The organism is Phycicoccus sp. (assembly GCF_035325325.1).
In the GTDB taxonomy this organism is placed as follows: Bacteria; Actinomycetota; Actinomycetes; order Actinomycetales; family Dermatophilaceae; genus Phycicoccus.
In genome coordinates this window covers 48,432-60,777 of record NZ_DAOLAC010000010.1, presented here as the reverse complement: position 1 = coordinate 60,777, position 12,346 = coordinate 48,432, and the positions used below count along the sequence as shown (strand labels likewise).

Genomic DNA, 12,346 nt, shown 5'->3' with positions numbered 1-12,346 from the left:
ACGGGCCCGTCTTCACCTCACCCACCCGCCACGACCTCGACGGTCGACGCCTGTCCGCGAAGGCGATCTTCCACGTGCGCGCGTCACGACTGCGCGCCATCGGCGGCCAAACGGAGTGGCAACCCAGCCCCATGACGCTTCGGGTCCTGAGCGGACCTCCCAGCGACGTGATCCGGGACAAGGCCGCCATCCTCCTCGGGTTCGCCGGGGCGTTCCGGCGTGTCGACCTCACCCGACTGCGCTGGAGGGACGTCAAGACGGTGGATGAGGGTCTGGTCGTCCACCTCACGTGGTCGAAGACCGACGTCATGGGTCGCGGTCGCGACGTGGGCATCCCCCTCGGCAAGAGCGAGCTCACCTGCCCTGTGAAAGCGGTGAGCGCGTGGAGGGCCAGGGTGGAGGAACAACTCGGCCCAGCGGCGGTGAGCGACCTCCCTGTCTTCGTTCCGGTCGGGCGGTCCGGACGGCTCCTGACGGCACCCCTCAGCCCGGAGTCACTCACCCGAATCGTTCAACGCCGCGCCGACCAAGCCGGGCTCCGGGGGCGTTGGGGTGGCCGGAGCCTCCGGGCCGGGTTCATTAGCACAGCCGCCGACCTCGACATCCCGCTGGAACTCATCGCTCGCCAGAGCCGCCACGCCACCCTCGACTCGCTGATCCTCTACATCCGCAACGACGACCCGTTCCGGCGCAACACCGCGGCTCGGCTTGGCATGTGACCCCCGTGCCATCCCGTGCCGACACACTGCATCCCACCGTGGCGCCTGAACACCGCGTCGCGATCCTCCGAGCAGAGGCGGACCTGACCACCTTTCGCCGTCGCCACGGGCTACCTCCTGGCGTGACCACCGTGCTCCTCTACCTGACGCACCTCCAATCGCGCGGCGTACTGGGGCGTCGGCTGCGCACGACTCTGGGGCTCCTCGACACTGGGGCTCGGCTCGACGGCGACCCGCCATGGAGCACTCATCCAGACATTCGCCGTCTGCTCCGCGGCCTGCACCACGAGGCGCCGCTTGGCGGCGACGCGCGCGGTCAACCCCTCTACCGCGAGTTGGTCCACGCACTCGTCGACGCCACCATGACTCCCACGCTCGACCAGAGGCGGTGGAGGACAGCCCTGCTGCTTGCCAACGCCACTGGCGTCTCCGCCGCCGCGCTCTCACGGCTGCGGTGGTGCGACGTCCGACTCACCAAGGAGTCAGCGGAGGTGCGTTGGCGGAGCCAAGGCGCCTCGGACCGGCACGAAATGGTAGTGCTGACTCGATCCGGCGCCGCGCGAACCCATGAGGCACTTCGTGATCTGTGGCTGCGATCAGGTGACCGGACGCGTCCGGTGTTCGCCTCCCAGTGGGGCGCATCCGACTACCGGAAGATGTGGCGACTGTGTGAGTCGCTCCCTGCCTACGACCGGACGACGAGGAGGCGCCTGCCACTGCCGGGCGCCGCCCTCGAAGAGATCATCGAGGACCGCTGCGCCGCCACACCGCAGCAGCTACGGGACCGGGCTCTGCTCCTGGTCGGCTTCGGCTCTGCCCTCACGACCCACGAAGCCACGGCCCTGACCATCGGGGACATCCGCAGCTCACCGCAGGGGGTCGTCCTCGACAGCCTGAGACGACGAGACCTGGTCGGGATCACCGCGACGGGGGACCAGTACTGTCCGCTGGCAGCGTGGCAGGCATGGCTGGACACCCTCCTGGCGGTGGAACGGGGCAGCGACGAGCACCCCGCGTTCCCCCAGGTCGCGGGCTCTCGCATCTGGGTGCGGCCGTTGGCGCCGGAACGCCTCAACAAGGTCATCGCCAGGAGAGCGGAGGAGGCAGGCCTCGCGCACGTCTACAACTTCACCAACCTCCGAGACGGCTGGATCAGGACTGCGCTTCGAGACGGCATCCCTGCCCACGAGGTCGCCAGCCACGCAGGGCTGCGCTCCCTGCAGTCCGTCGCCGTCCACGAGCGCCGGGAGAACCTGCTCCGTGACAACGTGGCCGGTCGCCTCGGACTGTGACGCTCAGCCAATACGTCGAACGCGGTTAACGGTCAGCCCATCGGAGTCGATGAGATCCGGGATGCGGGCGATGAACTCCGTCAGATGGGGAGCCGCCAGGTGCGCGTCGAGGTGCTCGCTCGAGTGCCAGTTCTCGTAGAAGAAGAACCGGCCCGGCTCCTCGACCGACTCATGGAGGTCGTAGTTGACGTAGCCGTCCTCCTGCGTCGTCGGCTCGACGAGCGCCTGGAGCGCGTCGCGCAGCTCGTCCTCCTTACCGGGAGCCGCCTTCATGTAGGCGATGACGGTGAGCAGGTCGCGGTTGTCGTCGGTGGGAGTGGTCACGGTTCCTCCACGGCTCGGGCTGCGCGGTCGACCCCGTCGTCGGCCCGCGTCACGCCGTCCTCGGACCCTAAACCGGCAGGTCAGTACCGCACCACCGGTGTCGAGGCCTAGGGTCGGATCATGGCCGATGACGACACCTCACCCCGGCGCGCAGCAGCCACGGCGATGGCCGCGGCGGCACAGCAGTGGCTCGACACGCTCTCCGCGGAGCAGCGCTCCGTCGCCGTGGGCGCCGTGCCCACCGACGGTGACGACGACGCCGAGCGCCGCCGCTGGTTCTACACCCCCACCGACCACGGCGGCCTCACGATGCACGAGCAGTCGCCGACGCAGCAGCGGGGCGCGATGCGGCTCGTCGCGAGCGGGCTGTCGATGGCCGGCTACGTCACCGTCGCGACGGTCATGGGGCTCGAGAACGTCCTCGACCGGATCGAGGGGTTCGTCGCCCGCTTCGACCGCGAGCGCGGCCGCGACCCGGGCCTGTACTACCTGCGCGTCTTCGGCGACCCCGCCGGACCCACGTGGGGCTGGCGCTTCGGCGGGCACCACGTGTCCCTGAACAACCTCGTCGTCGACGGCGAGCTCGTCTCCACCACCCCGTGCTTCCTCGGCGCCGACCCCGCCACCTCACCCCTGCTCGGCGGCATCGTCAACCGTCCGCTCGCCCGCGTCGAGGACCTCGGCCGCGAGCTCGTCCGCTCCCTCCCCCGCGACCTGTACGACCGGGCGGTGCTCCTCGACAAGGCGCCCTCCGACCTCGTCACCGTCAACCGCACCACCGTCGCGGAGGGCGACCGCGTCCTCCCGCTCGCCGCCATCTGGCGCCACGAGCGCTTCCCGGACGACGGGGAGCAGGCCAAGCTGCAGGCGGCCAGCGACCGCATCGACGAGGTCGCCGACTACAGCGACGACGACCACGCCGTCCTCGAGTACACGCTGGCTCCGAAGGGCATCGCCGGTCGCGACCTCGGTGGCGAGCAGCGCGAGGTGCTTCGCGCGCTCCTCGGCACCTACTTCGACCGGGTGCCCGAGGGCGTCTCGCCCTCACCCACCTACGACGATGCTGCGCTCGATGCGGTGCACTTCGCCTGGGCCGGACCCACCGATCCCGGTGCGCCGCACTACTACCGGCTCCAGGGCCCGAACCTGCTCATCGAGTGGGACAACACCCAGCGCGACGCCAACCACGCCCACTCCGTGTGGCGCGACCCGGCCGCCGACTTCGGCCTCGACGTCCTCGCCGCCCACCGCGCCCGCCACCACTGAACCGCCTCCGGTTCTCGGCGAACCCCTTCGGCGAAGGCGGGGCTTCTCGTACGCTCGGCAGGGCTACGGGAGGGGGCGATCGTGGGGACGACACCCGACGTCAAGGTGATGCGGCTGCGGTACGCCGGGACGTGCGGCTGCGGCCGTCAGGTCGACGCCGGCGAGCGCGCCGCCTACGTGCGCTCGAGCCGCAGTGTCCGGTGCCTGCCGTGCCACACGGCGTCGGAGGACGAGGCGCCGACGCCGACCGCAGCCGAATCTGTCGCTCAGCCCACCGCACCTCCCTCACACGCCGTGCCGACGGAGCCGGAAACGGAGCCTGCGCCGGGCCTCGATCCGGTGCCGCGCGTCCTCGACGTGGGCGTCGCAGGCGCGGGGGCGAAGCGCGAGTACGAGCGCCGGAAGGCCAAGGACGACGCTGCCCGCGCCGAGCGCTCGCGCGTCTGGCGGGCCCTCAACGCGTTCTTCTACCCGGACGGGAGGCAGACCACCCACGCCTGGCGGGTCGGCGCCGCCGGCGAGGAGCGCGTGGCGCAGGCCCTCACGGTGCTCGTCGACGAGGGCCACGGCTACGCCCTGCACGACCGGCGAATCCCAGGGCGTCGGGCGAACATCGACCACCTCTTCGTCGGCGCCGGGGGCGTGTTCGTCATCGATGCCAAGCAGTACAAGAACGCCGAGGTGACGGTCGAGCGCCAAGGCGGACTCTTCAGCCCCGCCACGGAGACCGTCAAGGTCGGCGGACGACGCAGGACCAACCTCGTCGACGGCATCCACGAGCAGTGCGAGGTCGTCCGGTCAGTCCTGGCCAAGGCCGGCCACGAGGACGTCGTCATCGTCCCGGTCCTGTGCTTCGTCGACGCGTACCTCCCCTTCTGGGAGGGCCATCGCCGAGTCGGGGACGTCCGGCTCTCCGGTCCGAAGAAGCTCGGGAAGGTGGTCGCCGCCGCGGGCGAGGTCGATGACGAGCGGCGGTTCGAGCTGGCGATGGCGCTGTCGGAGGCCCTGCCCTCGATGACCTGAGGCACGGCACCGGCAGCAGCAGCCCGACGGATCGTCCTGTCACCCATGCGATCGACGGACCGGACCAATCGGCGACCAAGGGCCCACCGGCTCGGGACCTTCGGCCCTGATCCGGTGACTCACGCATACGTACCGTCGATGGTGCCGGCCACGAGACCGGCGGCGCTGGACCACGCGGCGCCACGCACCTCGACCGATGGAGACCCACCGCATGTCCCCCGCCCTGGCCCTGCCCGCCCACGAGCGCTGGTTCGTCGACTCCGCCGCCGGCGACTGGTCGTTCTTCCTGCGACCCGTGCCGCTCGTCGTGACGGCCCTCGTCGTGGTCGTCGCCGTGACCTGGCGGCTCGTGGCGCTGCGGATCGACCGTCCCGAGCTCCCGTGGCTGCGCCGCCTCGGCGACCTCGCGCCGTGGGTCCCACGCCTGCTCGGCATCCACCTCGGCGTGGCCCTGCTGGCCCTCGCCGCCGCCGGGATGTTCGTCACCCCGAGCGTCGACGACCTCCACGGCATCGGCGGGACTGCTCTTCTCCTCATCGAGGCCGGGCTGGGCGTCTGGCTCATCACCGGGTTCCAACAGCGCTGGGCCGCCGCCCTGACCCTGCTGCTCGGACCGGTCATGGTCCTCTTCACCGGACCGATGGCGCTGCTGGAGTGCGCCAACCTCGCCGCCGTCGCGGCCTTCCTCGTCATCGCCCCCGCCGGAGCCGACCGGCACGGCGCCGCGTCGCTCTCCCCGAACCAGCTGCGGTCGGCCCTGTTCGCGCTGCGCGCCGGCGTCGGGGTGGCGCTCATCGCGCTGGCCTTCACCGAGAAGTTCACCAACCCGTCGATGGCCCGCGCGACCCTCGACGCGTTCCCGGCGCTCAACGTCTTCAGCGTCATCGGCCTCGACGTCCCGACCGACGTCTTCGTCGTCATCGCGGGCGGCGTCGAGCTGCTCTTCGGCCTGCTCGTCCTGTCGGGCGCGTTCCCGCAGGTCGCCGTCCTCGTCGCGATGGTGCCGTTCAACGCGACCCTGTTCCTCTTCGGCCAGACCGAGCTCGTCGGTCACCTGCCGGTCTACGGGGTGTTCCTCGCGCTGCTCGTCTACGGCTCGAACCCGGCGACGGCAGCCGCGGTGCGCTGGCTGCCGAGCCGAACGGACGTCCTCATGGTCAACCGCCGACCGGCCGCGGTGACGGCGAATCCCTGACCCCACGACGACGGGTGTGCCACCGGAGCTGCTTCCGGTGACGCACCCGTCGTTGCAGTCGTGCGTCAGGCCACGCGCGTCTTCGGCGCCGTCTCCGCGGTCTTCGCGGCGTCGCGCTCCACGACGTTCCCGAGCACGTCGTCGATCCGCTGCATCAGCTCGGGCTCGAGGGTCACGCCCGCGGCCTTGACGTTCTCGCCCACCTGCTCGGGACGCGACGCCCCGACGAGGGCGGCAGCGACGTTCTTGTTCTGCAGCACCCACGCCACCGCGAGCTGCGCCATCGTCAGGCCCGCGTCGTCCGCGACGGGCTTGAGCGCCTGGACCCGCGTGAGGACGTCGTCGTTCATGAACCGCTTGATCATGTCGGCGCCGCCCTTCTCGTCGGCGGCGCGCGAGCCCTCCGGCGGCTGCTGGCCGGGCACGTACTTGCCGGTGAGGACGCCCTGCGCGATGGGGCTCCACACGATCTGGCTGATGCCGAGCTCCTCGCACGTCGGGACGACCTCGCCCTCGATGACGCGCCACAGCATCGAGTACTGCGGCTGGCTCGAGATGAGCTGGATGTTGAGCTCCTTGGCGAGGCGGTGGCCCTCGCGGATCTGCTCGGCGGTCCACTCGCTGACGCCGATGTAGAGCGCCTTGCCCTGGCGCACGACGTCGGCGAAGGCCGTCATCGTCTCCTCGAGCGGGGTCTCGGTGTCGTAGCGGTGGGCCTGGTAGAGGTCGACGTAGTCGGTCCGGAGGCGTTCGAGGGAGCCGTTGATCGACTCCATGATGTGCTTGCGGGACAGGCCGGTGTCGTTCTTCCCGCCGGGGCCGGTGGGCCAGTAGACCTTGGTGAAGATCTCCAGGCTCTCGCGCCGCTCGCCCTTGAGCGCCTCGCCGAGGACGGTCTCAGCCTTGGTGTTGGCGTAGACGTCCGCGGTGTCGAAGGTGCTGATGCCGGCGTCGAGCGCGGCGCGCACGCACTGGGTCGCGACGTCGTTCTCCACCTGCGATCCGTGGGTGAGCCAGTTGCCGTAGGTGATCTCGGAGATCTTCAGTCCACTGTTGCCGAGGTAGCGAAAGTTCATGCAGCAACGGTATGCCTGGTGATCGTTTCCTCCAGCCTTCGGGTCCTCTGATCGTCCGGGGGAGGTAGGGCCTTGTGCTTCCTCGTCGAACTGCGCGTCCCAACTCGTGTCTCGACCCTGACGGCCAGACTTCTTCGATACCCAAGGGCCGGGGAGCCTCGGGTGCTACGCGGGTGAACCGGGGCTGCCTTCGATCTGGGCGGTCAACCACACCTGACCGTCACACGCGTGCGAAATCGGGTGAGAACCTGGAGAGAGGAGCACGCGATGACCGCCACCGCGTCGACTGTGAAGGGCAAGCCCAACACAGTCATCAACATCCACATCAACGACGAGCACTACAAGGTCACCCGCGGGGCGATGACTGGCGCCGAGCTGGCGCAACTCGCCGGGGTCCCGGTTGGGAACCAGCTTTTCCTCGAAGTACCTGGAGCTGGCGATGATCGCCCGATCGCGCCGGCTGAGACTGTCGAGCTGAAGAGTGGCATGCGCTTCTACGACGTGCCCGTTGGCAACCTCGGCTGACGGGCATGGCGACCGAAGCGGTCTTGAAGAGGCAGATGTCTGAGCTATCGGCGACCTTCCCGGGCGCCGCGATGCGACCACTCCCCGATGGCACCCATGTTGTCAGCGTGTCTATGACGCTTGCGCCGGGTTGGTCGCAAGATCTGGCTGAGGTCGAGTTCATCGTTCCCGTGCCATATCCGACCGCTCAGCCGGACTGTTTCTTCGCGAACGAGAACCTGCGCCTGGCGTCGGGCGCTGTGCCGTCGAACAGTGGCCAGCAACTACTCGAGGGCAAGAATCGCCTCTGGTTCTCCTGGCACCTTCAGACTCCATGGCTCCCCGCCCGACACACTCTCGTCACCTACGCCCACTTCATAGCCGAAAGGTTCCGTCGTGCCCACTGAACTGCGCATCACGGCCAAGCACTGGGCACAACTGCGCGACCAGCTGCTGCCCAACGACGGGCTTGAGCACGCCGCATTCCTAATCTGCGGTTTCCTCGAGACCGCAGATGACACCTACCTTGTCACTCAGGAGGTCGTACCCCTTTCGAGGAATGACATCGTCACCTACGGGGGCCAGCACATCTCGGTCAGCCCGCTTGCAACCGCCCGATTGGCCAAGTTGGCCCGCGCTCGACGTGCGACGTTGGTGCTGTGCCATAGCCACCCTCACGGCCGCGGCACGGTGCGTGCGTCGACGCTCGACCGACGGACAGAGGCTGACCTCTGCGGTCGCGTCCTGACTAGAAGGGTCGAGGGGCCAGTTGGCGCTCTTGTCCTTGGCCATGCCAGCCTCGATGGCGCTGTGTGGACCGGGGACGGAATGCGTGCGCTGGATCGCGTCCGCGTCATCGGAGACACCATCGCCACACTGGTGCCCACCACGGCCGCCGATGCCGGGCTCATCACAGGTGTACTCGATCGCCCGGAAGGCGTCGACGACCTGCTACGGAAGACGGAAGATCGCGTGGACCGCCAGGTGAGGGCTTGGGGTGCGGCAGGTCAGCGGCAGCTTGCACGAGCGCGCGTAGGAGTTGTCGGATGCGGTGGGACCGGTTCGCAGGTGGTGCAGCAGTTGGCCCACCTTGGCGTGGGGCATCTGGTTCTCGTCGACTATGACGTCATCGAGTCGTCGAACCTGTCGCGCATCGTCGGTTCGGTTCCGGATGACATCGGCCGGCCCAAGGTCGACGTTCTTGTCGACCTTGTCCATCGAACCCAGTCTCTTGCGTCCGTCACGGCGCACCATCTGAGCGTCCTCAGCCTCGACCCCACTGCCATTGCCGAACTGGACCTGGTTTTCGCGTGCACAGACGGGCACGGATCGCGAGCCTTACTGAACGAGATTGCCCAGCAGTTCCTGGTGCCGATCATCGACCTCGGAGTGGAAGTGATGGCTGCGCCGACCGGCGTGTCTGCCGGTGGAGGTGTTCGGGTGCTTCGCCCGGGCGGGGGATGCCTGCTCTGCGCAGGCACTCTTGACGCGGAACTCGTCCGGCAGGAGTACCTGTCGGAAGAGGCCCGCGGACGGGAGGTCGCGCGCGGGTACCTACGAGACCTGAGCGAACCCGCGCCAAGCGTGATCGCGCTAAACGGCGTGGTCGCCAGCCTGGCAGTCCTCGAGGCCTGTCACCTGCTGGCCGGTATGTTCGGCACGCCGACGGATCGCCTGCTGTACCGAGCTCATGCTCGTCGCCTCACGACAACCGCCATGGTCTCTGACCCCGGTTGCCATGTGTGTGGGGTCGCCGGACTTCTCGGCCTCGGTTCGGGCCAGACCGTGTCCACGCTGTACCAGGCCAACTCGGCGCGCCACGCATGAGAAAGAGACACCGGGGGGGCAAGCGTCCTATGTTGACTGTCATGAGCGACACCGCGGACCGCCCGGGCTTCGTCACAGAGGTCGAGACGGGCATGGGGGCATCGACCTTTGGGGGGGCTGCGGAGTCCCCCGCACGACAGCTGGGCCGAGAGCAAGCGCGTCGGCTCGTCGAACGAATCGAGGAGATCGCATCCGCCCGGCTCCGCGCTAGGGCGGCCAGCCGGCAAACTTTCGTCGGGTAGTGGGATCGGGCCGCGTTGCGCTTCGATGAATGGTCCCGGCCCGAGCCCGCCGTGGTCCTCGACTATGGGAACCCAAGCGCCATGGCGTGGCTGCTCGACAGGTACGGTGCCCGCAATCCGGACGTGCTTCGCACTGTCCTCGGCCATGCCTATCAGCTGGGTGCCCAAGGGGCTGTGCTGGAGTACAGGTATATCGATCCCGACTGGCGGAGCGAGCACTCGAATCTGTACGCAGGCACCTTCCGTCGGTACCCCTCGGTGACGCACCGATTGCACTTCTTTCAAGACAGGATCCCTGCGGAGGCCTTTGGCGTGGATGGCCTCGCCGGGCTGGCCGATCTCGGTTTCCTTGGCTACGTCGTTCTCCGACCTGTTCCAGCCGCGCCCGTTGGGCGCGTGTTTCTGCAGGCGCTGCCCGACGACGACCTAGCAATCACGTGCCAAGCCACGGACCAGGTCAACCTCCTAGGAGAGGAGCTGAGCGTGCGTGGCACCGGATTCATGGCCCAAGATGCCATGCTTCTTCGTTGCGCCCACGCGACCCTCTGGACCACGGCATACCACCACCACCGCCAGTTCGGCGCGCCCCGCGCCCTCCCTGGAGACATAACGAGCGCAACCCCTGAGCTGGGGCTGGGCAGGAGTGTTCCAAGCCAAGGGTTGGATGTGTTCCAAATGTCTGGGGCGAGCGAGAGTCTCGGGCTTCCCCCGTTGGTTTACAAGGTCGACGACCTACCCGCCGGGGAGACTCTTCTACGGGTCGCTTGCCGGTATCTCAACTCATCGTTACCCGTCATCGCAGTCGGAGGTGAACACGCTTGGGTTCTCGTCGGCTACCGCCGTGAGGGCGATGGCTTCGATGAACGCATAGTGTTCTACCGCCATGACGACGAAGAGGGCCCCTACCGCCGAGTAGAGGAATACAACCTGGATGTGTACGCCCCTTGGGAATACCTGTTAGTTCCCTTGCCCGCGAAGGTCTACCTTCCCGGCGAAGAGGCCGAAGCGATTGGACAGACTTGGCTGCAGGCCCGCCTCGAGGAAGATGCCAGCAGCCAAGCGCGTGACGTGCTGCAGGGTCTTGCGGTGGGGCGTCTCTCGTGGCGATCGTCCGTCCACCCGTCGAACCGATTCAAGATGGCCTTGGCGGACCGAGGAATCGAAGAACCGGTCGCGTCGATCTACCGTCGGACTCAACTATCTCGATGGGTCTGGATCGTGGAGGTGGTGGACCGCGACCTCCGGCGCCAAAAGTTGCCCTGTGTGGTCGCCGACGCAGTCATCGATGCCACCGACCATCCAAGGGATCTGCGGGCTCTGTTGGTCCGCACCCCTTCGACTCTCACCGCTTGGGATCCGGACCGCGATAGCACTCGCCGCAGGGACGATCTGACCCCTCAATCTCCTTGGTCTTCCGCGTCCGGGACACCGACATGAGCAACAAGCCGCTCTCGTTCCCAGGCCCACCCCTGTCACACGGAAACGAATCATGGTGAGGAACGACGATCACAAGCTCGCTTTCGTCCAATTAAGGCTGAATCGAGCTGCAGCAGACGGCGCGGGCGCCACCGTCAGGAAGGTGGGCAACATGGACGAGGCAGAACTCATCGAGGCAGCCCGCGAAGGGCAGCCTCACGCGGGGACCTTCTTGGTCAGTATGTACGCCCCTCGCATGCTGTCATATGCCCGCTCCATCACCCACGACCTGTCCGACGCTGACCGCGAATGCATCTGTGAACTCGCCGTCGAACGCGCCGTCCGCAAGATCGACAACTTCGACCCAACTAGGGGAACGTTCCAAGGATGGCTTCGGGGGTTCGTGCGCTACACCCTCCTGGACTGGCGCCGGTCAACGGCGGCTCGAGACGTCAGGCCGTCCGATGATCTGCCCCTACAGGCGCCGCCGATGCTGGCAGAACACCCGCGCCCACACCCACAGACCAGACAACTGAATGAAGCGATCGCGGACCTGGGCGACGCTGACCAGTTGCTTGTGCGACTTCGGTACTTCGAACAGTTGCCGAGCAAAGAGATCGCGCACCTGACGGGCATCTCCGACGATGCCGTCCGAAAGCGGCTGAGCCGCATCACCTCCCGCCTGCGTGACGCCATGTCTACCTGACGTGATCAGCGTCCACGTACAGCACCTCGGCCGACAGTCCGCCTGTCGGCCCTTCGCCATTCCATCTCTGAAAGGAGCGACACCATGAAGCACGAACAGCGCACGTTTACCGACCCGGACACTCTGGAGAGAGCGCGCGCCCTGCTGCAGGAGCTCGCCGTCAATGAGGATGCGGGCCCTGACACCCTCGCCGAGGAGGAGACCTCCGAACTCCTACTGGCCCTTTCTGACGTTGACAACGGCGCCTTCTCCACGTCCGTGCTCGCTGCGGTCGACATCCTCCTCGGTCGCGGAGACGTCCTTGAACCGTCCGTCCGTCAGCGTGTGGTCGCGACAGCGGAACGCGCCGTCGCGGCTCGACGCACCCTCAAGGAGGGACCGCTGCCAGCCGTACTGCGGCAGCAGCGCACCGGGCGCAGCACCAGCTTGGACGATTTGGCTAATACACTTGGCACCTCTGCGAGGGATCTGCGAGACCTGGAGAGCGGCAGTCTCCCCCTCACCAATCTTCCTGCCCAAACGTTGGCTCAGTGGGTGCACGCCATTCGCGTGCCCGAGGACGAAGCTCGCACTGCATTGAGGCGGTCGTTGAAACCTGCAGAGGGGCAGAGGGTGTACGCCGGCGGAACGCAGGAAGCCGTCTCGAAAGTGCCCGTGCACGATTTGGACGAGTTCATCACAGCGTTCGAAGCAGAGTTGGAGAAGCTCAGCGGCAACGTCGATCCAGATACCGACTCAACGTGAGTCGGCGTCGTT

General features: G+C 67.6%; 13 protein-coding genes. 11 read left to right on the top strand and 2 right to left on the bottom strand.

Annotation, left to right across the window (positions count from 1 at the left end):
- Together PKA89_RS08510 and PKA89_RS08505 are read left to right on the top strand one after the other, a co-directional pair.
- On the top strand, positions 1 to 719 hold a 719-nt coding region (locus tag PKA89_RS08510; RefSeq protein ID WP_324418523.1), incomplete at its 5' end, for a tyrosine-type recombinase/integrase.
- Positions 720 to 841: 122 nt separating this feature from the next.
- Positions 842 to 2,011 (top strand): hypothetical protein, encoded by a 1,170-nt coding sequence (locus PKA89_RS08505; RefSeq protein WP_324418522.1) that lies wholly within the window; start codon positions 842 to 844, stop codon positions 2,009 to 2,011.
- A gap of 3 nt (positions 2,012 to 2,014) precedes the next feature.
- On the opposite strand, the gene PKA89_RS08500 is transcribed toward PKA89_RS08505, so the two are convergent.
- The gene (locus PKA89_RS08500) at positions 2,015 to 2,335 is read right to left on the bottom strand and encodes a putative quinol monooxygenase (protein ID WP_324418521.1); all 321 of its coding nucleotides are present in this window, start codon (positions 2,333 to 2,335) and stop codon (positions 2,015 to 2,017) included.
- 120 nt (positions 2,336 to 2,455) lie between these two features.
- Between PKA89_RS08500 and PKA89_RS08495 the strand changes: the two genes are divergently transcribed.
- The 3 genes from PKA89_RS08495 (at position 2,456) to PKA89_RS08485 (ending at position 5,819) form a co-directional block, all read left to right on the top strand.
- Positions 2,456 to 3,601 carry a DUF3500 domain-containing protein gene (locus PKA89_RS08495; RefSeq protein ID WP_324418519.1) on the top strand — a complete coding sequence of 382 codons (1,146 nt, stop codon included), beginning with the start codon at positions 2,456 to 2,458 and terminating at the stop codon, positions 3,599 to 3,601.
- 339 nt (positions 3,602 to 3,940) lie between these two features.
- Positions 3,941 to 4,624 carry a nuclease-related domain-containing protein gene (locus PKA89_RS08490; protein ID WP_324418516.1) on the top strand — a complete coding sequence of 228 codons (684 nt, stop codon included), beginning with the start codon at positions 3,941 to 3,943 and terminating at the stop codon, positions 4,622 to 4,624.
- Positions 4,625 to 4,835: 211 nt separating this feature from the next.
- The gene (locus PKA89_RS08485) at positions 4,836 to 5,819 is read left to right on the top strand and encodes a hypothetical protein (RefSeq protein WP_324418514.1); all 984 of its coding nucleotides are present in this window, start codon (positions 4,836 to 4,838) and stop codon (positions 5,817 to 5,819) included.
- Positions 5,820 to 5,884: 65 nt separating this feature from the next.
- On the opposite strand, the gene PKA89_RS08480 is transcribed toward PKA89_RS08485, so the two are convergent.
- The gene (locus PKA89_RS08480; RefSeq protein ID WP_324418512.1) at positions 5,885 to 6,895 is read right to left on the bottom strand and encodes an aldo/keto reductase family protein; all 1,011 of its coding nucleotides are present in this window, start codon (positions 6,893 to 6,895) and stop codon (positions 5,885 to 5,887) included.
- 267 nt (positions 6,896 to 7,162) lie between these two features.
- Here PKA89_RS08480 and PKA89_RS08475 point away from each other — a divergent pair, with 267 nt between their 5' ends.
- The 6 genes from PKA89_RS08475 (at position 7,163) to PKA89_RS08450 (ending at position 12,334) form a co-directional block, all read left to right on the top strand.
- Entirely contained in the window at positions 7,163 to 7,420 is a 258-nt protein-coding gene (locus PKA89_RS08475; protein ID WP_324418510.1) for a multiubiquitin domain-containing protein, read from the top strand.
- Between the two features lie 5 nt (positions 7,421 to 7,425).
- The gene (locus tag PKA89_RS08470) at positions 7,426 to 7,806 is read left to right on the top strand and encodes an E2/UBC family protein (protein ID WP_324418507.1); all 381 of its coding nucleotides are present in this window, start codon (positions 7,426 to 7,428) and stop codon (positions 7,804 to 7,806) included.
- The gene (locus PKA89_RS08465; protein ID WP_324418505.1) at positions 7,796 to 9,226 is read left to right on the top strand and encodes a ThiF family adenylyltransferase; all 1,431 of its coding nucleotides are present in this window, start codon (positions 7,796 to 7,798) and stop codon (positions 9,224 to 9,226) included. The genes PKA89_RS08470 and PKA89_RS08465 overlap by 11 nt, the downstream gene beginning before the upstream one ends.
- Before the next feature lie 323 nt (positions 9,227 to 9,549).
- Positions 9,550 to 10,905 carry a hypothetical protein gene (locus PKA89_RS08460; protein WP_324418503.1) on the top strand — a complete coding sequence of 452 codons (1,356 nt, stop codon included), beginning with the start codon at positions 9,550 to 9,552 and terminating at the stop codon, positions 10,903 to 10,905.
- A 151-nt stretch (positions 10,906 to 11,056) separates the two neighbouring features.
- The gene (locus tag PKA89_RS08455; RefSeq protein WP_324418601.1) at positions 11,057 to 11,590 is read left to right on the top strand and encodes a sigma-70 family RNA polymerase sigma factor; all 534 of its coding nucleotides are present in this window, start codon (positions 11,057 to 11,059) and stop codon (positions 11,588 to 11,590) included.
- An 84-nt stretch (positions 11,591 to 11,674) separates the two neighbouring features.
- Positions 11,675 to 12,334 carry a hypothetical protein gene (locus PKA89_RS08450; protein ID WP_324418502.1) on the top strand — a complete coding sequence of 220 codons (660 nt, stop codon included), beginning with the start codon at positions 11,675 to 11,677 and terminating at the stop codon, positions 12,332 to 12,334.
- Positions 12,335 to 12,346 lie beyond the last annotated feature (12 nt).

Coding starts and splice junctions, on each gene's coding strand:
- PKA89_RS08475 (WP_324418510.1), top strand. CDS start 7,163: ATGACCGCCACCGCGTCGACTGTGAAGGGCAAGCCCAACACAGTCATC.
- PKA89_RS08480 (WP_324418512.1), bottom strand. CDS start 6,895: ATGAACTTTCGCTACCTCGGCAACAGTGGACTGAAGATCTCCGAGATC.
- PKA89_RS08470 (WP_324418507.1), top strand. CDS start 7,426: ATGGCGACCGAAGCGGTCTTGAAGAGGCAGATGTCTGAGCTATCGGCG.
- PKA89_RS08450 (WP_324418502.1), top strand. CDS start 11,675: ATGAAGCACGAACAGCGCACGTTTACCGACCCGGACACTCTGGAGAGA.
- PKA89_RS08495 (WP_324418519.1), top strand. CDS start 2,456: ATGGCCGATGACGACACCTCACCCCGGCGCGCAGCAGCCACGGCGATG.
- PKA89_RS08455 (WP_324418601.1), top strand. CDS start 11,057: ATGGACGAGGCAGAACTCATCGAGGCAGCCCGCGAAGGGCAGCCTCAC.
- PKA89_RS08460 (WP_324418503.1), top strand. CDS start 9,550: ATGGCGTGGCTGCTCGACAGGTACGGTGCCCGCAATCCGGACGTGCTT.
- PKA89_RS08485 (WP_324418514.1), top strand. CDS start 4,836: ATGTCCCCCGCCCTGGCCCTGCCCGCCCACGAGCGCTGGTTCGTCGAC.